The organism is Bacteroidales bacterium (assembly GCA_016709865.1).
In the GTDB taxonomy this organism is placed as follows: domain Bacteria; phylum Bacteroidota; class Bacteroidia; order Bacteroidales; family VadinHA17; genus LD21.
In genome coordinates, this window is the sequence record JADJLX010000004.1 from 47,765 (window position 1) to 69,585 (window position 21,821).

General features: G+C 41.8%; 17 protein-coding genes, 1 tRNA gene and 1 pseudogene. 11 read left to right on the top strand and 8 right to left on the bottom strand.

All coding sequences use genetic code 11. The annotated features are described in order from the left end of the window. Nucleotides 1-68: 68 nt before the first annotated feature. The 6 genes from pbpC (at nucleotide 69) to IPJ16_08495 (ending at nucleotide 5,708) form a co-directional block, all read left to right on the top strand. The gene (gene pbpC / locus IPJ16_08470; protein ID MBK7627211.1) at nucleotides 69-2,351 is read left to right on the top strand and encodes a penicillin-binding protein 1C; all 2,283 of its coding nucleotides are present in this window, start codon (nucleotides 69-71) and stop codon (nucleotides 2,349-2,351) included. Nucleotides 2,352-2,501: 150 nt separating this feature from the next. Further along, the gene (locus tag IPJ16_08475) at nucleotides 2,502-3,005 is read left to right on the top strand and encodes an NUDIX domain-containing protein (protein ID MBK7627212.1); all 504 of its coding nucleotides are present in this window, start codon (nucleotides 2,502-2,504) and stop codon (nucleotides 3,003-3,005) included. Beyond that, nucleotides 3,002-3,895, top strand: a complete 894-nt coding sequence (locus IPJ16_08480) for a hypothetical protein (protein ID MBK7627213.1) — start codon at nucleotides 3,002-3,004, stop codon at nucleotides 3,893-3,895. The genes IPJ16_08475 and IPJ16_08480 overlap by 4 nt, the downstream gene beginning before the upstream one ends. A gap of 163 nt (nucleotides 3,896-4,058) precedes the next feature. Next, nucleotides 4,059-4,616: a YceI family protein gene (locus IPJ16_08485; protein MBK7627214.1), complete on the top strand. Its 558-nt coding sequence runs from the start codon at nucleotides 4,059-4,061 to the stop codon at nucleotides 4,614-4,616. A 79-nt stretch (nucleotides 4,617-4,695) separates the two neighbouring features. Beyond that, a complete protein-coding gene (locus tag IPJ16_08490; GenBank protein ID MBK7627215.1) occupies nucleotides 4,696-4,923 on the top strand; it encodes a hypothetical protein in 228 nt (75 codons plus the stop codon). Between the two features lie 95 nt (nucleotides 4,924-5,018). Next, a complete protein-coding gene (locus IPJ16_08495; GenBank protein ID MBK7627216.1) occupies nucleotides 5,019-5,708 on the top strand; it encodes a hypothetical protein in 690 nt (229 codons plus the stop codon). On the opposite strand, the gene IPJ16_08500 is transcribed toward IPJ16_08495, so the two are convergent. Beyond that, nucleotides 5,709-6,731 (bottom strand): magnesium transporter CorA family protein, encoded by a 1,023-nt coding sequence (locus IPJ16_08500; GenBank protein ID MBK7627217.1) that lies wholly within the window; start codon nucleotides 6,729-6,731, stop codon nucleotides 5,709-5,711. 207 nt (nucleotides 6,732-6,938) lie between these two features. Between IPJ16_08500 and pruA the strand changes: the two genes are divergently transcribed. The 3 genes from pruA to IPJ16_08515 all read left to right on the top strand — a co-directional run bounded on the left by pruA (nucleotide 6,939) and on the right by IPJ16_08515 (nucleotide 12,252). After that, nucleotides 6,939-8,564, top strand: coding sequence for an L-glutamate gamma-semialdehyde dehydrogenase (gene pruA / locus IPJ16_08505; GenBank protein ID MBK7627218.1), 1,626 nt, complete (start codon nucleotides 6,939-6,941; stop codon nucleotides 8,562-8,564). Between the two features lie 194 nt (nucleotides 8,565-8,758). After that, the gene (locus IPJ16_08510) at nucleotides 8,759-9,667 is read left to right on the top strand and encodes a YegS/Rv2252/BmrU family lipid kinase (GenBank protein MBK7627219.1); all 909 of its coding nucleotides are present in this window, start codon (nucleotides 8,759-8,761) and stop codon (nucleotides 9,665-9,667) included. Nucleotides 9,668-9,801: 134 nt separating this feature from the next. Further along, nucleotides 9,802-12,252: a bifunctional YncE family protein/alkaline phosphatase family protein gene (locus IPJ16_08515; protein ID MBK7627220.1), complete on the top strand. Its 2,451-nt coding sequence runs from the start codon at nucleotides 9,802-9,804 to the stop codon at nucleotides 12,250-12,252. Between the two features lie 156 nt (nucleotides 12,253-12,408). On the opposite strand, the gene IPJ16_08520 is transcribed toward IPJ16_08515, so the two are convergent. Both IPJ16_08520 and IPJ16_08525 read right to left on the bottom strand, forming a co-directional pair. Next, nucleotides 12,409-14,733 (bottom strand): TonB-dependent receptor plug domain-containing protein, encoded by a 2,325-nt coding sequence (locus IPJ16_08520; protein MBK7627221.1) that lies wholly within the window; start codon nucleotides 14,731-14,733, stop codon nucleotides 12,409-12,411. A 12-nt stretch (nucleotides 14,734-14,745) separates the two neighbouring features. Further along, nucleotides 14,746-15,111 carry a BlaI/MecI/CopY family transcriptional regulator gene (locus IPJ16_08525; GenBank protein ID MBK7627222.1) on the bottom strand — a complete coding sequence of 122 codons (366 nt, stop codon included), beginning with the start codon at nucleotides 15,109-15,111 and terminating at the stop codon, nucleotides 14,746-14,748. Nucleotides 15,112-15,518: 407 nt separating this feature from the next. Between IPJ16_08525 and IPJ16_08530 the strand changes: the two genes are divergently transcribed. Then, nucleotides 15,519-16,244 (top strand): DUF1080 domain-containing protein, encoded by a 726-nt coding sequence (locus IPJ16_08530; protein MBK7627223.1) that lies wholly within the window; start codon nucleotides 15,519-15,521, stop codon nucleotides 16,242-16,244. Nucleotides 16,245-16,325: 81 nt separating this feature from the next. On the opposite strand, the gene IPJ16_08535 is transcribed toward IPJ16_08530, so the two are convergent. After that, a tRNA-Val gene (locus IPJ16_08535) sits at nucleotides 16,326-16,400 on the bottom strand. A 238-nt stretch (nucleotides 16,401-16,638) separates the two neighbouring features. Between IPJ16_08535 and IPJ16_08540 the strand changes: the two genes are divergently transcribed. Next, nucleotides 16,639-17,406, top strand: a complete 768-nt coding sequence (locus tag IPJ16_08540) for a TIGR00266 family protein (GenBank protein ID MBK7627224.1) — start codon at nucleotides 16,639-16,641, stop codon at nucleotides 17,404-17,406. Nucleotides 17,407-17,641: 235 nt separating this feature from the next. Here IPJ16_08540 and IPJ16_08545 read toward each other — a convergent pair. The 4 genes and pseudogenes from IPJ16_08545 to IPJ16_08560 all read right to left on the bottom strand — a co-directional run bounded on the left by IPJ16_08545 (nucleotide 17,642) and on the right by IPJ16_08560 (nucleotide 21,818). Next, a pseudogene (locus tag IPJ16_08545) lies at nucleotides 17,642-18,870 on the bottom strand (alpha-L-fucosidase). 466 nt (nucleotides 18,871-19,336) lie between these two features. Next, a complete protein-coding gene (locus tag IPJ16_08550; GenBank protein ID MBK7627225.1) occupies nucleotides 19,337-20,242 on the bottom strand; it encodes a hypothetical protein in 906 nt (301 codons plus the stop codon). Nucleotides 20,243-20,259: 17 nt separating this feature from the next. Further along, complete coding sequence (locus IPJ16_08555) at nucleotides 20,260-21,018, bottom strand: DUF4197 domain-containing protein (GenBank protein MBK7627226.1); 759 nt, start codon at nucleotides 21,016-21,018, stop codon at nucleotides 20,260-20,262. Between the two features lie 128 nt (nucleotides 21,019-21,146). After that, nucleotides 21,147-21,818: a 2-C-methyl-D-erythritol 4-phosphate cytidylyltransferase gene (locus IPJ16_08560; protein ID MBK7627227.1), complete on the bottom strand. Its 672-nt coding sequence runs from the start codon at nucleotides 21,816-21,818 to the stop codon at nucleotides 21,147-21,149. Between the last annotated feature and the right edge of the window lie 3 nt (nucleotides 21,819-21,821).

Below are 21,821 nucleotides of genomic sequence, written 5' to 3' on the forward strand. Positions count from 1 at the left end.
TGAACAGGAAGCTCAGAATATTTCTGATAGCAGCCGGGGTAGTTACTACTCCGGTTTTGCTTTCTCCAATGCCGCGATTCAGGTCGCCTTTATCAACTGTTGTTGAAGCAAATGACGGAAGCTTGCTGGGCGCCAGAATCGCAGATGACGGACAGTGGCGCTTCCCTTATTCCGGAGAGGTCCCCGATAAATTTGAAAAAGCACTCCTTACCTTCGAGGACCGCTGGTTCCGGTTTCATCCGGGAATTAACCCGGTATCCATTTTCAGGGCAGCGGTAAACAATTTCAAAGCAGGTAAGATTGTCAGCGGAGGCAGCACAATAACGATGCAGGTTGCAAGGATTGCTGCGGGTAACAAACCCCGGACATACGGCGAGAAATTCATTGAGATGCTTTCTGCCCTGAAACTAGAGCTGTTCTCTTCCAAAAAGAAGATCATTGAGATGTATGCTTCCAATGCCCCTTTCGGTGGAAATACAGTCGGTCTCGAAGCTGCAGCCTGGCGATATACCGGCAAATCTTCCTCTTCTCTTTCATGGGCAGAGGCTGCTTCGCTTGCAATACTTCCGAACTCACCCGGACTTGTATTTCCGGGAAGGAACCAGGAAGTACTTAAAAGAAGAAGGGATGACCTGCTCAGAAGGTTATATGAAAGGAACTACTTTGATTCGCTTACACTTATCCTGTCAATTGATGAGCCGGTTCCGGGCCAGCCAAAAACTCTTCCTGCCAAAGCGCCTCATCTAACTGATCATATTTTTACGACAAGAAAGGGGCAGACCGTTAAGACTACTATCGATCTTCATCTGCAGGAGAGAGCAACAGAAATAATAAACACTCATCAGAAAGAACTTTCTGCAAACTATATCTATAATTCTGCCTGTTTGATTTTAGAAGTTGAAACAGGAAATGTCCTGGCTTATGTTGGAAACAGCACCCTTGAGGAAGCTAAGCTGCATGGCGGAGATGTAGATATAATCCGTTCATTGCGAAGTACAGGAAGCATCCTGAAACCATTTCTCTATGCAGCTATGCAGCAGTCGGGAGATATCCTGCCAAACAGCCTGGTGGCTGATGTCCCGACACGTTTCCCCGGTTTCTCACCAAAGAATTTCGATCAGTCGTACAGCGGGGCTGTAAGTGCCGGTTCGGCCTTATCACAATCGCTTAATATTCCTGCAGTAAAAATGCTTCAGAAATATGATCCTGAGCGATTCCTCGATATTCTGAAAAAAACCGGATTCACGTCATTTGACAAACCTGCCGACCACTATGGACTTTCAATGATCCTGGGAGGAGGAGAGACTTCCTTATGGGAACTCACCGGAGCCTACGCATCTCTGTCGAGAGTGCTCAACAGATACCTGAAGGAAAAAAAATACTACACAGAAGATTATCATGCGCCGGTAATAATAAGTGTTACTGATACACTTAAAAACGAAGATCATGCTCCTCCTTTGTCCGCCGCTTCAATATGGCTAACCTATGAGGCACTTCAGAAAGTAAACAGACCCGAGAGCGAAACTGGCTGGCAGTACTTCTCCTCATCACCTGATGTAGCATGGAAGACAGGCACCAGCTTTGGTTTCAGGGACGGATGGGCTGTCGGAACAACGCCGCAATATGTTATTGGTGTTTGGGTTGGAAACGCCGACGGAGAAGGAAGGCCCGGACTGACAGGCATCACTGCTGCAGCTCCAATTCTTTTTGATCTTCTTAATCTGACAGGAACTGGTCCCTGGTTCAAAACGCCTCTTGAGGATCTGACAATGATAAAAGTGTGTGCAAAGAGCGGATTCAGGGCTTCTTCCGATTGTCCCGAGACCATTGAAATACCCGCAGGAGTTAACGGACTGCGTAGCGAAGCCTGTCCTTTCCATCAGGTCATTCATCTGAATAAATCAGAAACACTGCAGGTAACATCCGATTGTGCATCACCGGGAGAGATCATTAATGTCCCTTGGTTTGTGCTTCCTCCCGCCATGGAGTATTTCTACCGGCAGAAACACCCCGAATACAGACCTTTGCCCCCTGTTGCTCCGGGATGCGCTGCCTCAGGGACAATAGCGGCAATGGAGTTTATCTACCCGAATTCAGGTGTAAAGATCTTTATTCCCCGCGACGAAACAGGAACCCTGACAAGAGTCGTTCCTGAAATAGCACACCGAAATCCTTCAAAAAAAATCTTCTGGCATCTCGATGAAAAATATATTGGCACCACAAAATATATTCATCAGATTGAGATCATTGCAGGATCTGGTAGTCATATACTTACAGCTGTCGACGAGGATGGGAATTCTATAAAGTGCAGTTTTACGATTGTCTCTTCTTCAACACAGATTCTGAATTGAAGTTCTTTTTTACCGCAGAGGTTCGCAGAGTAGGCGCAGAGTTACGCAGAGTTAATAAGAGATTTGGAGATAAATAGAAATTCCTCTGCGGTTCTCAATTATTTCCTCAGCGGTTCTCTGCGGTTAAAGGATTTACTTAGTTTTGCATATATGAACAATTCCAAATCAATAGAAATGTTCCCCATTGTCGATGAAAACGGCAATACAATAGGTGAAGCGCCCCGCACAGTCTGTCACGACGGGAAAAGCATGCTCCTGCACCCTGTTGTGCATCTTCATGTCTTTAACACTAAAGGCGAACTCTTCCTGCAGAAACGATCAATGACAAAAGATATCCAGCCAGGTAAATGGGATACATCTGTCGGCGGACATGTCAGTCCGGGCGAATCGATTGAAGAAGCACTAAAAAGAGAAGCTTTTGAAGAACTAAATCTTACAGAATTTGTTCCCCTGTTTATTACCAGGTATGTCTGGGAATCACAAAGGGAAAGGGAGCTCGTAAACTCCTTTAAAACAATTACCGATGAGGTTCCCCGTGTTGAAAAGAATGAGATTGAAGAAGGCAGATACTGGTCGTTGCAGGAGATCAGGGAAAATATCGGCAAAGGGATCTTTACTCCGAATTTTGAAAACGAATTAAAATATATAATATGAACCGTCTGACACTTTCAATGCTGCTCTTAGCCCTCCCTATTTCTCTTGCAGCCCAGGACGACTTGATGAATCTTATTAATGAAGGAACTAAACCTGAGATAAACTATGCCTCAGCCACCTTCAAATCAACACATATTCTGAATGGCCAATCAATAGAGAAAATGGCCCCTAAACAGCTTGATTTCAGAATCTCGCACCGCTTCGGAAGAATCAACTCAGGAGCATATGAGTTATTCGGGCTCGATCAGGCTAATATCCATTTCAGCCTGGAATACGGAATCAATAAATGGCTGATGGCGGGAATCGGAAGAGGAACATATGAAAAGACATTTGACGGATTTGCCAAGTTTTCAATTCTGAAACAATCATCAGGAGCCAGGGTAATGCCTGTTTCGTTGTCGGTTTTCACGTCAGCAGCACTGAAAACAGTCAGGTGGAACGATCCGGCCAGACCATTCGACTTTACATCAAGACTAACATATGTGGGACAGGTACTCATTGCGAGAAAATTCAGTCCCTCGTTCTCGGCTCAGCTAACACCTTCTTTTATACACCGTAATCTTACTGGCTCAATTTCAGATCCTTATAACATTTTTGCAATAGGGGCAGGTGGTCGAATGAAACTCTCAAAACGGATCTCTGTAAATGCCGAATATTATATTAATCCAGATCCCGGATCATACAATGGTCAGCCGGTTTACAATCCCCTGGCTCTTGGCGTTGACATTGAAACAGGGGGACATGTGTTTCAGCTCATCTTCACAAACTCGCTTGCCATGATCGAGAAAGGATTCATTGGTGAATCAACAGGCAGCTGGGGTAACGGCGATATTCACTTCGGGTTTAATATTTCAAGGGTATTTAATCTGAGGAAAGAAGGAAAACCTTAAATCTTTTTACCTTCCAGTACAAATAAGCGTCTCAGGGATACTACTCCCCTTCCCTTACTGTTTAAGGGAAGGGGATGGGGGAAGGGTTAAGAAGCAAAAAATGATTTTCTCGTGCCACGAACAAATTATCCACCCTGTTTGTTTTACATTGAACGGATTTATAATGAAACACCTTACCGCTCTTCTTATATTTTCAATTCTGTACCTCACCAGTTACAGTCAGAAATACATGACCAAAAATGGTTATATCGGATTCTATTCACATACTCCTATAGAGGACATCAAAGCCGATAACAACCAGGTAGCATCAGTTCTGGATATAGCAACGGGAGATCTCGTTTTTCAGGTTCTTATCAGGTCTTTTCATTTCGAAAAAGCCCTAATGGAGGAACATTTTAACGAGAACTACATGGAGTCGGAGAAATACCCTAAAGCTCTGTTTAAAGGAAAGATCACGAACATTTCATCTGTTAACTTTTCAAAGATCGGAGCATATGAGGTAATTGTTGAGGGAGACCTTACAATTCATAATGTCACTAATAAGATAAGTACCAAAGGAACCATTGAAATCGTGACAGGAGGGATCAATGCGACTTCAAAATTCATGATTGTCCCCGAAGATTATAAGATAACTATTCCGTGGATCATAAGAGACAAAATCAATAAAACTCTGGAGGTAACTGTAACAATGAAATATACGCCGGTTGTAGCGTCCAGATAGCATTCCTCCGTGTCCTCCGTGGTTAATATTTTCGTAACTTTGTTATATGAAACCATCTGTCAAAGTAATAGGATAAGCCATGAGCAAACAGGTTAAAATTCTTGTTTTCCGGAATGAAATAGAGGCTATGCTTCTTAACGAAATACTCACCGATAAGAATATTCCCCATCTTATTCGTTCTTATCACGACTCGGCCTACGACGGACTATGGCAATCGCAGTCAGGCTGGGGACATATTGAAGCTCCCGAAGAGTTAAAAGAAGAGATAATTGCAATATACAATACAATGTCTGAGGAGTCAGAATAATTTTCTTTCTCAATTATTCGCAGAAGTGTTTATCTTTGGACTGCATTGACAGGATGTGCTGTTAATGGTAAAAAGTAATACTATTTAAAGAGTAAATGACTTCAGATTACAAACAGGGCAGGCTTATGTCTTTTCTTGCTGATATGCTTCGTTCGATTATTGAGGTGTTGAAAAGCAGGTATATCTATATTGCCGTGATATCATTCCTCATTGGTGGCGCCCTGAATATCGCTTCTCAGACTTACCTGCATAATTATATGCTCGAAGGCAAGACTCTTCCTATGTTGTCGGATCTGATCCTCGACAATCTCCCAACCGTTAAAGTTGCTCTCTGGTACGATATTTTCGCTCTCGTCCCAATAATAGTTGTCCTGGTTTATATCGTTCACAAGAAGGACTATAAAAGAATTCCTTTTATAATTCTGATGAGTGCAATTTTCTATATCGTAAGAGGTATATTTATTGTTCTTACTCCTTTTGGAAATCCTCCTGCATTCACCGGATCAGATCCATTGTTTAATGGCTTTTCAAAATATGATATCGGAGTTTATCCTTCCGGACATGCCGGCAACGTGTTCCTCCTCTTCCTTCTTGTTAATGACAAAGTGTATAAATGGATAATAATGACCTGCCTTATTTTTGTTATAATCACCCTGTTCCTTGCACATGGTCACTATAGCATAGATATACTTTCAGGGCTTTTCTTCGCCTATGCAATTGTGTCCTTCGGTGAAAAACATCTCGGAATGTTTGATCTTGGCAACAAGAAAGAGATTTCCGGATGACTACTCGATCTTCTTAAATCTGCCCCTTTTCTCAAGTAACCTTATCAGAACAAAATTCAATCCTCCGATTACAAGCATCCCAAGCATAAAAAGCGGATATGTAATCTTCCAGTTTTCCGGTCCGGTCATCATCGACCATTCAGACATCCCGCCAATACTTGCCAGAAGAGTCAGCGGCATAAACACTGTGGCTATCAGAGTCAGTCTCCTTACTGATGCATTTGTCTCATTTGATGCCTTGGTCATTAAGTTGTTTAGCAGTGAAGTATAAAGCTCCATAAGGTTTGTCACAATCTCCCTGTAGGTTTCTGAGAGTTCAAATATTTTTGCCAGGTGATCATAAATATCCCGATAATGAAATATAGCTTTATCAGATATGAACGGACAATCCAGGCGGCAAATCTTCACAAGTATCTCCCTTTCGTGAAAAAGACTTTTCCTGAGATTCAGAAGATCCTTTCTTAGCCTCATAAGTTCTTTAGGATTAAACCCGGCACAGTTATCAATTACCTCATCTTCTGCCGTTTCAAGATCGTCCTCAAGAGCATCAAACGCCTCAAACTTCTGGTCAACAAGGTAATCCATAAGTATGTGCAGCAAAAATGCAGGACCACTCTTAGCATTTAGTGAATCCTTAGAGACTATGCTTTCGATGTTGACAAGAGGTCTTCTTGAATCAGAATTATGCCCGCTGACAGTTATAATGTAATTTTTGCCAATGAAAAAATCTACCTCGTCAATATGAAGTGTCTTTTCAATATAACTGAAAGCATTAAAAATTATAAAAGTGTTTTTAGGAAAATGTTCTATTTTAGGGATCTGTTTAGCATCCAGACAGTCTTCAACAGAAAGTGGATGTATCCCCAGGGTATCTATCAGGAAATTTAGTTCCTGCTTTGTCGGCTTATAATAATTAAGCCAGATAAAACCTCCCTCGCTGGTTGCTGCAATTGCATCAGCAGCTGTTGCGACTCCGTAAAACAAACCAGTTGCTGAAAAATGGTAAAACTTATTATCTGACATAGTCTTTAAGTCTCTTTTTAAACTAAACCCCAATTTACAATAAAAGTTTGGAGTGACTAGAGTTTTGAGTGACTAAAGTTAATATCAGCCTCTTTTCTGAACTTCTGAATTCCTCAACTGTTACTTGATTGGGGAACCTGCTGACAAAGACTTTTATCATTGCAGGCAGACTCCTCTAATATTTCATTTGCACTAAATATTTAAAAAATGAATAATGCGATATATAATTTCAGGGAACCTAAAAATGAGCCCGTTTTTTCCTACTCACCGGGGAGTCAGGAGCGGAAATTTCTTGAAGAAGAACTAAAATTACAAATGAATCAGGTTATTGATATTCCTCTTATTATAGGAGGGAAAGAGATCAGAACCGGAAAAACAGGGAAGGTTGTAATGCCAACCGATCATGGTCATATTCTTGCCACTTATCATATGGCTACAGAAAAAGAGGTCTCTATGGCCATACAGTCAGCTCTCGATGCAAAAAATGACTGGATGACTCTTTCATGGATGGAAAGGGCCGCAGTTATGGCAAAAGCAGCCGAACTTGTCTCAAAAAAATACAGATACAAAATTAATGCAGCAACAATGCTGGGTCAGGGGAAAAACATTCTCCAGGCTGAAATTGATTCAGCTTGTGAAGTTGCTGACTACCTGAGGTTCAATACCTACTTTGCCTCTATGATATATATGGAGCAGCCACTGTCGGAGAATGAGAATATTAACCGTCTCGAATACCGTCCTCTTGAAGGTTTTGTTTATACAGTCACTCCTTTCAATTTTACTGCAATAGCATCTAATCTGAATACGAGCGTTGCCCTAATGGGTAATACAACTGTCTGGAAACCTGCAACAACTTCACTCCTTTCAAATTATTACTTTATGAAGATTTTGGAAGAAGCCGGACTTCCTGCAGGTGTAATAAATTTTGTTCCGGGATCCGGAGCCCTGATAAGTGAAATTGTACTTAAACACCGCGATCTGACCGGGATTCATTTTACGGGTTCAAATTCAACTTTCAACACTCTATGGAAACAGGTGTCAGATAACCTTTCAGTTTATAAATCATATCCTAAACTGGTAGGTGAAACTGGCGGGAAAGACTTCATTTTTGCCCACAACTCAGCTAAGCCGCTTGAACTGGCTACTGCCATTGTACGGGGATCATTTGAATACCAGGGACAAAAATGTTCTGCTGCCTCAAGGGCCTATATTCCTGAGTCATTGTGGGAGGCGACGAAAAAGGAGATCCTGCGGATGATCCGTGAAATAAAAACCGGCGATGTTACCGACTTCAAAAACTATGTTAATGCAGTCATCGACGAAGCTTCCTTTGACAGAATAATGTCGTACATCACAAAAACAAAATCATCGGGCGATGCTGAGATAATTGCAGGAGGAAACGGAGATAAGAGTAAGGGATATTTTATAGAACCAACAGTGATAGTCACCGGAAACCCTCATTTTTTCACTATGGAAGAAGAGATCTTCGGTCCGGTTATGACAATCTATGTTTATAAAGACGACCAATATGAACAGACTCTTAAGATCTGTGATGAGACATCGCCATTTGGTCTTACCGGTGCAATTTTCAGCAACGATAAGTATGCGATGATAACCGCCTGCCGTGCATTGCGGTATGCTGCAGGCAATTTCTATATAAACGATAAACCGACAGGGGCGATGGTAGGCCAACAGCCTTTCGGCGGCGCAAGAGCTTCCGGCACAAACGATAAGGCCGGCAGTCACCTTAATCTCATCAGGTGGGTGAGCCCCAGAACTATCAAAGAAACCCTCATACCTGCTACCGACTTCAAATACTCTTTTATGGAATAATATTTTCTGCCCCCCTCCCGATATCGGGACCCCCTAAAGGGGGGCTAATTTCATCTTATCTAATTAAATTACAATATATTACGGATTTAATCCCCCTTTAGGGGGAAGGCCCGCCTTAGCGGGACAGGGGGCTTGTCTGCGGATCTTAACAAGATATTAACTGTCATTGACAAAAAGTTCTGTAAATTTGAGCAATGAAATTGTCTCAGACAGAAAAGAATAATAAAGCCCTGTTCATTCTTAATCCGAACGCAGGGGTTCAGCCTGTTAACTTTATTGTATCAAAAGATCTCGACCGCCGAAAGAATGACCTGGTTTGTCTTAAGTCATATACAGTAAACGACACAGGTCCTCTCATCAGGGAAAACATCAATCACCATAAAGTTTTTGTAGCTGCCGGAGGCGATGGCACTGTGCATACTGTGGCTACTGAACTTGTCGGAAGTGATAAGATATTCGGAGTACTTCCCCTGGGTTCCGGTAACGGATTTGCCAAAGAATTCGGCTTCAGAATGAATATCCCGTATCTTCTTTCAAACATAGCAAAAGGTGAAAGTATGGATATTGATGTTATTGACATCAATAACAGAATGTGCCTTAACGTAGCGGGGATTGGTCTCGACAGCTTTGTCGCACACTCATTTAATGAACTTAAACTGCGCGGCTTCCTGCCATATGTCTGGCTTACTTTCAAGACATTCCTTCAGCTTCGCCCCTTTCAGGTTACAATTAAATCGGAAGGCAAGGTCATTATTTCCGAGAAACTTTTCGTCCTGACAATTGCTAATACCAGACAATTCGGGAACAATGCATTTATTGCACCCGAAGCGAAACCAAACGACGGGATGATGGATATCGTAATGATAAAGCCATTCCCTAAAATATTCGGGTCTGTCTTCGTTCTCCGTCTCTTTACCAAAAGGATTAACAAATCGAAGTATGTCACTCATTTCAAGACAGACAAGGAGATTACAATTGAGACAGATGAATCGCGGTTCCATATCGACGGTGAACCACTTGATATAAAAGGGAATGCTGTAGTGAAGATCCGAAAAGAAACTCTTAAAGTCCTTAAAACCCGTGGCAATAAATTTTTAAAGTAATATTATTAGATTATAACAATTCTCTGTGTAACTCTGTGCCTCCTCTGTGTAACTCTGTGACAGTTCTTATTTATTAGTTACACAGAGAAAATCCGGAGGAGCCACAGAGAGCCACAGAGATAAATCCAAAAAAAATGAAACAGCTCAATAGCAAACTCGTAGTAATTCTGATAAGTATAATCTTTATCGGATCAGTTGTTAATGTTAACGCTCAGACTATTAACGAAATAGAATCTGGTCGGGTAACTCTTCCAAACGGATGGAAGCTCTCTCCGGTTGGCAAACTCCTGCCCCTGGGCGATCTGCCTCTGAACATTGTAATTTCACCCTCAAAGAAGCTGGCCGCCATTACAAACAATGGCCAGAGCGATCAGACAATTCAGCTTGTTGATCTCGAAAAAGAGGCTATTGTCGACTCAATTGTAATCGGGAAATCATGGCTAGGCCTTGCCTTTACCGACGGAGGCAAATATCTGTATGCTTCAGGTGGCAATGATAACATAATTATCCGCTATGCAATAATCAATAATAAACTGTCAAACTACGATACAATAAGGATTGGGAAACCCTGGCCGGTTAAAATATCTATTGCCGGAATTGCTCTTGATGATCCTAATAACAGACTTTATGCTGTTACCAAAGAGGATAATTCGCTTTACGTATGCGATACCAAAACCAAGAAGGTTCTTTCACAGCATCCTCTTGGAGCCGAGGGCTATACCTGCTTACTTTCACCTGATCATAGTAAGCTCTTTATCTCATGCTGGGGGAATAGAAGCATCATAGTGTTTGATACAAAACAGGAGAAAATTTCAGGCTCAGTTGCTGTTGGCAGTCACCCAAATGATATGTGCATCACAAAGTCGGGACAATACCTGTTTGTGGCAAATGCCGATGATAACAGTGTCTCGGTGATCGATACCAGGAAATTAAGTGTTATTGAAACACTTAATACCGCCCTTTACCCCGGTGCTCCTGCCGGTTCTACAACTAACAGCGTTGCTCTCAGCAATGATGAAAAATCACTTTTCATTGCCAATGCCGACAATAATTGCCTGGCGGTTTTTGATGTCTCAATGCCGGGTCAGAGTAAAAGTAAAGGATTTATCCCCACCGGATGGTATCCGACCTGCGTAAGGGTTGTGAAAAATAAAATCCTTGTGAGTAACGGAAAAGGGCTTACTTCAAAAGCGAATCCTTACGGACCCAATCCTATGCGGAAAGGAGAAGAAGTAGTTTATCAGGCTGCCGGAAAAGAACAAAAAATAAAAGTCCAGTATATAGGTGGATTATTCAGAGGGACTCTTCAGCTTTTCAGTACTCCCGGAGAGAAGCAGCTGGCTCTTTTCTCAAAAGCAGTTTATGATAATACTCCATACATAAAAGAAAAAGAACTGTTATCAGAAGGAGTTGCAGGTAACCCTGTTCCTCAGAAAATAGGCGATCCTTCTCCGATCAAATACATATTTTACGTAATAAAAGAAAACCGTACTTACGACCAGGTGCTTGGTGATCTGCCTGATGGAAACGGCGATCCGTCGCTTTGCCTCTTCGGAGAAAACATAACTCCTAATCAGCATGCTATCGCAAAAGAATTTGTTCTTCTCGATAACTTTTATGTGAACGGTGAAGTGAGCGCAGATGGCCATAACTGGACTATGGGAGCATACGCAACAGATTTTCTTGAAAAGACATGGCCAACAAGTTACGGAGGAAGAGGCGGAACATTCCCCGGTGAAGGAAAAAGGCTTATCGCTAACAATAAGGACGGATTCCTCTGGGATGCAGCTAAAAAAGTGAATGTCAGCTATCGTTCTTATGGTGAATTTATAGAGAACAACAAGGCAAGTGTTCCTGTACTGAAGGACCATTTCTGTAAACCATACCCGGAATGGGGAATGGGAGTAAGGGATACCGTCCGGTTCAGTCGCTGGCAACATGATTTTGATTCACTACTTGCTATAAACGCAGTGCCTCAGCTTAATACAATAAGGATGGGTAATAATCATACCGAAGGACTGAATCTTGGAAAACCAACTCCATTTGCTCATGTGGCAGATAATGACCTGGCGGTCGGATTGTTTCTCGAACATCTCAGTCATAGTAAGATCTGGAAAGAGAGCCTTGTTCTTATTGTTGAAGATGATGCACAGAATGGTCCCGATCATGTTGATGCACATCGTTCACCTGCATTCCTGGCAGGCGGCTATGTTAAAAAGGGATATGTGGATCATACAGCATATTCAACAACATCATTTCTTCGGACAATTGAACTAATCCTTGGAATTCCGCCAATGAGTCAGTACGATGCTTCAGCCACTCCTGTATGGAGAAGCCTGAATAATACGCCTGATCATCCTGCGTTCACTGCCAGACCATCGAATATTGATCTAAATTTAAAGAACACCATCGTAAGCGAATGGCAGAAGAAAAGTGAAACCTTCGATTTCTCTAAGGAGGATAACGTGAATGATGCCGACTTTAATGAGGTGATCTGGAGAGCCGTAAAAGGCCTCGATTCCCAGTGTCCTCCTTCGGTACGCGCAGCATTCTTTATGCCTGTTGAAAAGAAAGATAAAGATTAAGAAATTTCCCGCAGATTCCGCTGATTTTCGCTGATCTTCACCCATCGCGAATTATACTCTGTGTAACTCTGTGTCTCCTCTGTGTAACTCTGTGTAAGTTCTTAGTTTGCGTTGATCTGCGATTCCGATAGCTATCGGAACTGCGGGAAAATTATATTATTTCTTAACTGTACTAAAATCTATTGGCAGCTGCACCATAACATCAACAGGTATTCCATGCTGCATACCCGGTTTCCAGTCTGGCATACTGCTAACAACCCTTATTGCCTCAGCTTCCCATACAGGATACTTCTTTTTCAGGACCGTTGCATCACGAACCTTCCCCTTGCTGTCAACTGTAAAGACAACCAATACAGGCTCAGAGATTTTCTCCGATCCTTTCATAACCTTGATATTGTTATAAATATACGACTGAAGTGCTTTTTCTCCTCCCGGGAAAGCGGGCATCTCTTCAACAACAAAAAAGACATCTTTGTTGGAAACAGGCTCCCCTTTCTGTACACCATAACCCGTTACTTTAACACTTTCGATTTGTGAATCGGACTTCCTTTGCAGATCGTTAGGATTAACCCCTTGTTTCAGTGTGATTTCAATTACTCCATCTTTTGCCTTTTCACCATATAAAGATGCAGCAGCCGGATCATTTTTTTTCACATTGATAGATTCAATTTGATCAGGACTGATCTCATTAATATCAATATCCCTTTCAAAACCATTAACTAAAAGTAAAGGCTTGCCTCCGTATTGTGACCTGTAATTAAGACCTCCGCCTGGCAATGTTTTCTGCTGTTGCCCATATCCTGTAACCTTAAAACTGGAACTATCGTTAAAACCAGTCGTCCTATGGCCTTTGGAGGTAATTATAATAACACCATCTCTGCCTTCAACACCATATTTATCAATAGCCGGTTGATCCTTTAAAACAGTCATGCTGCCAATATCATCGGGATTAATTCCATTCAGACCATCTTTCCCCCTATTAATGCCATCTATTACAATAAGAGGCTGGGCTTCTGATCCGTCAGTATTTCTTATCCTGACTTCTGAAGCTGGTGGTGGCGGCGGCGGCGGGGGTGGTGGCGGAATTGATTCCGCATTCTTTTCGTTGAGCTCTTCTGCCTTTAACCCGGCTTTATTCTTTGTTGTAATTTCAATGGCTCCGTATTTTGCCTTATCCCCGTATTTTGCAATAGCAGCATCAACTTTAAGAACTTTTATCGATTCTGTATTCTCCTTTTTAACACTGTTATAATGTTTTTCACTAACCTTTCCATCAATCACATACAGTGGCGGTGGCGGAGGAGGTGGTGGTGGCGGAACCCCGATACTTTTAAGAGTTACTGTATCGCTTTCCATCTTTATCTTCATGTCGGCTGTAAAGACTGGTTTTATCGCTTTTGTCTTGAAACCAACATAAGATACTATCAGAATACCATTTTCAGGAACATCCTTTAGCTGGAAGAAACCCCTGGGATCGGTGGTTACTCCCATAGTTGTTCCTTTAAGAACTACAGTGGCACCTGTCAGAGGTAACCCGGAGGGATTAACAATTGTTCCCTTAACTTCCTTTGATGCCTGAGAAGAAAGGGAAGCAGTGCTGCTGGTTTCATCATAGCTGATGTATTTATATTCCGGTTTGGCAAAGGAATATAATACAACAGCAATTACCGGAAGAATAAGTAATAACTTCAGCTTCCTGTAGGGTGAACTTATTTTATTTTTCATCATGATAAATCGTTTTTTGTTAATTGAAGAATTGAAGGAATTTGCCAGAATGATGACAGGATAGCCAACAATCTGATTTAACAGAGTTGCGCGGTATATGGCCGGATCGGAAGAGCGCTGCAGCGCCACCTCATCGGCAAGATACTCGTGGTTTTGCTTGATGAACCTGATATAGATCCATGCAACAGGATTAAACCACTGTAACATACAAAGCAACTCAACAAGCACCAGATCAAACCAGTGCCTTTGCCTGATATGAGCCATTTCGTGATTCACAATCTCCTCTGTTTCAATGTCTGTAACTGAAGGATTGACAAACACATAGGAGAAAAATGAAAACGAATTGGTGTATTCAGGAGTCCGGATCAGTCTGACGGAATTCAGAACTTTAACATCAGCTTTTTTAATGACGTTTATTACAGTTCTGCTCTGTCTGATAACTTTATAAACAACAAACAGGGCCCCGGAAGCATAAAGTATAAACATCAGGGAACCGAAATCAATAAGTGTTGAAGTTTCTGGTTTTTCAATTTGTGCTACAGAAATATTGCCTGTACTAAAATTCTCAGTAACCGGCAGTATAACAGTATAATGAATTGAGATGAACGGGAAGAGCATTGAGGCAATTATCCCTGCCAGTAAAAAGAACCGGTTAAGGGTGAAGAACCTCTCATTGCGGAGAAACAGCAGGTATACAAAAGCGAACCCCGAGAGCCAGATTACTGACTTAAGCAGATAAAATGCAAATGCTTCCATTATTTCCGTTTCTTATTTTTTGTCAATTCCTTTTTTTGTATCCTCGAGGAGCTCTTCAAGTTCCTTAAGTGTAAGGTCCTTCTCCCGGGCAAAGAATGAAGCCATCGCCGGAAAAGAGTTGTTGAAATATCCCTCCATCAGTCCGAACAGCTGACTCTTCGAATAGTCACTTTTCGATACCAGCGGATGGTAGAGATGAACGTTCCCATATGCTTTGTGGCCAACATACCCTTTCTTCTCAAGTACCCTCACAACTGTTGACACAGTATTCCGGGCAGGTTTCGGCTCGCCAAAACTATCGCGGATATCCTTTACAAGACCCTCTTCCATGTCCCATAAAATCTGCATTACCTGTTCTTCTGCTTTTGTTAACTGCATTTGTGTTTGTATTAATTATCAAAATACCGTGCGTCGTTAGCCGTGTGTCGTAAGTCGTTTGTCAATCCTTCCCAACAAAGATATGACTATTTTTATAGTCACGCAAATATTTTGCAATAAAAATGACTATATTCCTAGTCATTTGTTGTATCTCTTTGTATTTATGCCAGTTAGTAATTGCTTTTTCATGTGATTTATACCTCTGTGTAGCTCTGTGCCTCCTCTGTGTGACTCTGTGTCAGTTCTTAGTCTTCTTTTATTACACAGAAAAAATCCGGAGAAGTCACAGAGAGACACAGAGATCACTTTCCCTAAATTTGACAATAGATATAGTGTACTGGAATTCTGAATCAGTTATAAATTTTTTTTACTATTTTGCATCGGAAAACAAACCAATAAAATATATTATGAAAAGAAACATTATTCTGACATTATTAGCAGCATTGCTAATCTCTCTCCCTTCATTCGGACAGAACAAACTCACAGGCAAAGAAAAGAAAGACGGATGGGTTCTTTTATTCAACGGTAAAGATTTTACCGGCTGGCGCCAGTGTAACGGAACAGCTATGCCTGCAAACTGGGTCCTTGAAGATAATGCTATGAAAGTATTCACCGGTGAAGGTAAAAAACCCGGAGAAGGTGCAAATGGCGACATCGTTTATGGCTCAAAGAAATTTAAAAATTTCGAACTCTCTATCGACTGGAAAGCAAGCAAAGCAGCTAACTCAGGAATCTTCTTTAATGTGAGAGAAGTCCCGGGAAAGCCTGTTTACTACGCAGCTCCAGAGATTCAAGTCCTCGATAACGTTGATGCTACCGACAATAAGATTGCCAGTCATCTTGCAGGTTCTCTTTATGACATGATTGCAGCCGATCCGAAAACAGTTAAGCCTGCCGGAGAATGGAATACAATTGTAATTAAAGTTGTAGATGGAAAAGTAACTCATACCCAGAATGGTGTAAAAGTTGTTGAATACACCCTCTGGACTCCTGAGTGGGATGCCGCAGTTGAAAAAAGTAAATTCAAAACATTCCCGGGCTGGACAGAAGGTATCGCAAAAGAGGGTTATATTGGCCTCCAGGATCATGGTTATCCCGTATGGTTCAGGAACATAAAAATCCGCGAACTCTAATCTAGACCTAAGAAGCTAAGGGCACAGGGCACAGAGCACAGGGCAAAAGAAAAGGGCTCTGTGCACTGAGCCCTTTTTTTGTGGGTTGTACTGGAGTCGAACCAGTGACCCCTACCCTGTCAAGGTAATGCTCTAAACCAACTGAGCTAACAACCCTTCATTTATTACTAATTGGGTAGTTTGCTCTAAACCTCCCGATAGCTATCGGGATGAGCTAACAACCCTTTGATGCGTCAAAAATAATAATTTTATCCATTCATTTTGCTTACTGCAATCAGATTGTTTAATTTCGATATTCCAAATATTATTAAAAGGTTTCCCCTGCCCCCCGGGGGGGGGGGTAGATGAAGGGATCATTTGTGCATTTTAAATATTAACGTAATAAATATCAGACATGATATCACATGAAATTGATTACAAGATTTTCGGCGACGATATCCAATTTGTAGAGATTGAACTCGATCCGAAAGAGACAGTAATTGCAGAGGCCGGAACAATGGTCTACATGGAACAGGGCATTAATTTCGAGGTGAAAATGGGCGACGGTTCAACTCCTAACCAGGGACTGATGGGAAAACTTCTCTCTGCAGGTTCAAGGCTCCTCACTGGAGAATCGCTCTTTATTACTCACTTCACAAACCATGGTTATAATAAAAGCCATGTTGCCTTTGCGGCACCATATCCGGGAACTATAATTCCTGTTGACCTGAAAGATGTCAGGAACACTCTTATCGTACAAAAAGACGGCTTCCTCTGTGCTGCTTTCGGTACAAAACTCTCCATCACGCTAAACAAGAGAATCGGTGCTGGATTGCTTGGAGGCGAAGGATTTATCCTCCAAAAAATTGAGGGTGATGGCAAAGCTTTCATCCATGCAGGAGGGACTGTAATTGAAAAACAGCTGAATAATGAAACTCTTCGTATTGATACCGGCTGTATTGTTGCTTTCGAGCCTTCAATCGACTTCGACATTGAAGCTTCAGGAAGCCTTAAATCGATGGTCTTCGGAGGTGAAGGCTTATTCCTTGCCACATTGCATGGTACCGGAAAGGTCTGGCTGCAGTCAATGCCAATACGTAAACTGATCCGTGCTCTCGCCCCAATGGGCGGGAACAGAGGCAAGGAAGCCGGTTCTATTCTTGGCAGTTTCCTTGAGAGATAATAAATAACCCTATCAGAAAGTCGCTTTCATCATCCATACCTAATCTGATGACTGTGAAACAATTAACAGGAGTGGGGTGGTAAGGTAACGTGTTTTCATAATACTAATAATTCTTAAAATTAAAAGAAGACCTGACACAGAGTTACACGGAGGAGACACAGAGCTACACAGAGAGATTTGTTTTCCTCTGTGGCTCTCTGTGCTTTCTCCGGCTTTCCTCTGTGTAACAAAAACATTAAAATATATCAGAATATTTATTTCTGCAGCTGAAGTTTCCATCCAACACAATAGCCAGAACAGTAATATATTCATCAAGAACTGAATCCGGAACATCAATGAAAATGAGTCCTGAATTATTACTCCAGTATGGCTTCAGGTATTCTTTATATGTAAGCTTCGTTCCATTCCCGACAGTATAGATCCTGTTGATCTTGTTCTTCACCCCCTCCAGCATAACCTGTCCCTTCGGTTTGCCATGAATAAATAAATAAAGCATTGTACTGTCCTTTGATATTGTTGATGGTCCATAGAAATAGCCTGCCGGAAGCCCTCCCACTGTTCCGTAAATTGCTTCCGCATGCTTTCTGTTCCACTTGCCCAGCTCCTTCAGAACTGACACCTCCTCTGCCGGAATTGTACCATCAGCTCTTGGCCCGATATCGAGAAGCATGTTCCCTCCTTTTGAAAGACCCTCAGCAAATATTCTAATTACCTGTGCCGGAGATTTAAACTCTTTGTCATTCTGCTGGTACCCCACGAGTCGTTTATTGTCATACAGAGTTCCCAGTACTTTTCAGCCGGTCTGGTAACCGGAAGTCCCTGCTCCGGAGTAGCATAATCACCATAGCCCTGAAGACGTGAATTTATTATTGCAGCAGGATTCCTTTCAAGTATCATTTTTCGTATTTCAGGAGCTCTCCACTTAGCTGCGGTCTGTTCCCAGTCTCCATCAAACCAGTATAGATCAGGATTGAAGTTCTTTCCGAGTTCATTTAACTGCCCGTGATTAAAAGCGTCGAACCTTTTCCACCTGATTGAGTCATTTTCATATCTCTTTTCAGCCTTTGTAAAATTCGGATAGTCTGCATTCGACCAGTCAAGCAGTGAATAATAAATCCCGACTTTCAGACCATTCTTCCTCAATGAATTTACAAACGGTGTAACAAGATCTTTCTTTGCAGGAGTCTTCTTAACAACGCTAAGCTCTCCCATTTTTGTATCCCAGAGAGCTACCCCGTCGTGATGTTTGGAAGTAAGGACTGCATATTTTGCACCGCTCTCTTTTATAAGAGAAGCCCATTCATCTGGTTTATATGAAGCAGCTGTAAACCCATTTAGCTGTTTCATATAATCGTCGTATGAGATATAACCATTATAGAACGACCATGATTCATCAATTCCGTTCACGGCATATATTCCCCAGTGAATAAAAATCCCGAGCCTGGCATCGCTGAACCACTGCATCCTGGTCTCTTTTTCTTTAGGGGTTTCCTGCGCCGAAAGAGAGTAAGTAATCAGGAAAAGTAATAGAAGAGGGAAAATGTATTTTTCATTGATTAGTTAGTCTTTAATTATTAAGTAGCATTCTCTGTGTAACTCTGTGTCTTCTCTGTGTAGCTCTGTGTAAGTTCTTCATTTATTTATTACACAGAGGAAATCCGGAGGAGACACAGAGAGCCACAGAGGAAGAATATATAAATCTATATAATTATGAAAAATCGAACCCCGAAATATAAGCAGGAGCATCATAAAAGCCCTCCTTCTCCTTATCCGTCAGATTAATGAACCTGGCATATACCAGTCCGGGTTTTGCATTAAGCATCCTGTTTAGTGCCCCCATCTTTACCCCGGTTCTGATCTTGTCAAAAGAAGACTCCTGTCGTCAAGCCAGGTCAGACCTGTATGAAATCCCTCCTCCGCACATGCCGATTCAAAAAAGATCCGCGAGCAGTTTCTCTCTTCCGGGTTTACAATATATTGCATCGAACACCAGATATCGAAATTCCCCCGGTCTGAAGAGTCTCCTGAAATATGGCATTTTAGGCAGTATGCTCATCATTACCCAGCCCCAGATCCCCGGTACATCATATACTTTGTAGACCGATGGTATTGCACAAACCCCCGCAATTATCTCATTTTCTTCTTTTAATACATAATACCTGTTGCCGAAAAAAGCATAATCTGTACTGAAGAAAGCATAATCTTTGTAGTATTCAAGTAACAGAGATTCCATTTTATTCTTCTCTTCCTCCCTGAGTTTAGTTACCCGTGAATCGGTTTTCGGAGAGAATCTGCTGAATGCAACAGTCAGGAAAGATCTTATGTACTCATATCCGGCCTGGTTTACAAGATTCTTAGATCTCTCATTCATGCTTTCGACAAAAGCATACATAACATGCTTGTCTCCTTCAAAAACATCCTTTAGTTCAAGTAAATGCGGTTTGCTGAATATTTCAAGAGTTTTTTGCTTGAATGTGTCGTCTTTCTCCGGTTTGATAACAGCTCTCCTGCGTTTTCGCCAGTTAACATCCGACTGGTATGTTGACTGAAATGCAAGATACCTCAGATATGAAGCAGGATATCTTAATCTACCCTGACCTGAAATCCGGAAACACGATCCTACGGTACCTGTTATCTGATTCTTCTTATATAAAGAAACAAATCTGATCTGATCTTTATACGCCTCAATCCTTGGTCCGATATTCTGAAGTGAGAATCTTAAACCACCTTCGGATCCCTGTACAGCATGACTTAATACATCCAGGATCCCTTCATTTGCATGATCCGATATCCTTACCTCCAGGCCCTTATAATCAAATACCTTTCTTTCAAACATCTTATCTCTTAGCCTTCTTATTTAGTTTTATTATCGAGGCTTCCAAATACTCTCTGAAGAATCGGAGAGACTCTTGCTGACACATCTTTTCTTATTTTCAATTCCTCAAGCTCAACCTTCATAAACATCCCGGCAAGTGCTTTATTGGTCAGATAATCATCAAGATCCGTATTTACAGGTTTCAGGTTTGCAACCCTTCCGGCAACAGAATTTGCCAGTGTGTTCCATTTTCCTGTAAGTGCCACCCATGAGTCTTTAGTTGAAACTCCTGCAACTATTTTCTTTTCGGTAGAAGCCTGAATTTTCGGTTTATAAAGGGCATAAAGTTCTGAAAAGGTTGTTGAGCGCAAATAGCCGGTTGCTGCATTATCAGCTCCGTTAAGGATATTGAATGCATCTTTTATTGTCATCTGCTTTACACTGTTGACAAAAATAGGAGCTACCTCTTTAGCTGCATCTTCTGCCGCCCTGTTTATTCTCAGAACAACATCCTGCATGAGCTTGTCTCCTCCGGGCAGCCTGGATATATTGTCTACTATTGTTTTTGCCTCATCGGGAAGAAGAATTTTTATTGCCTCATCACCATAATAGCCATTCTCTGCTGCAAGCCTTTGTGCCGAATTCTTTGCCCCAGTCATTAAGGCTTCTTTTAATCCATTAATCACCTCCGCCTCCGTAAGCGGAACCGGACCCGCCGATTGAAGTAAATTCATGACCTCTGCACATCCTGTAAGTATCATCACAGCAACAAGGAATGAAATTATTCTGGTCTTCATAATTAGGATTTTAATTATTATGCAAGATACAAAAAAAGGCGCAAAGGCGCAAAGGCATAATGGCGCAAAGGCGTAATGGCACAATGGCGTAACGGCTCAAAGGCATAACGGCTCGATGGCTCAGTGAGCTAGCGGATTATAGGCAGAAGAGCTGTGGATATAAGAAGATCTTCAGGATTGGTGATCTTAATGTTTTCTCGGTTTCCCTCAATGATATTTATTTTCTCTCCTGTCTTTTCCAGAACTGTTGCATCGTCTGTAAACTCTACACTATACTCCTGTGTATAAGCTTTTTTAAGAAGTTCTGCATTGAACACCTGTGGTGTCTGAATCTGCTTTACATGGAACCTGTTCACAGGCATGCTTCCTTTGTCGGTGAGTATTCTAAGCGACTCTGTTGGAGATATTGCCGGTATAGCATTACCAAGTTTTTCAGCAGTCTCGAAACACCTCTTAATAGTATCAATGCTGACAAAAGGTCTCACTCCGTCGTGAATAGCAACCAAGCCGGGTGTATTTACAAATTTAAGACCGTTCCTGACAGAAAAGAACCTGTGATTTCCTCCTTTTACAAGAGTTTGCGGAACAATAAACTTATGCTTTTCCTGAAGGTCGCACCAGTGTAATAGCTGGTTTTCAGGAAGAACTGTTATGATCTCAATAGACTCATCGAAAGCTTTAAATCTTTCAATTGTGTGCATCAGAACCGGTCTTCCGGCAAGCTCAAGAAATTGCTTGGGAATCTCTGCCCCCATTCTTTTCCCGCTTCCTCCCGCAACTATTACAACGTATAACTGCATATA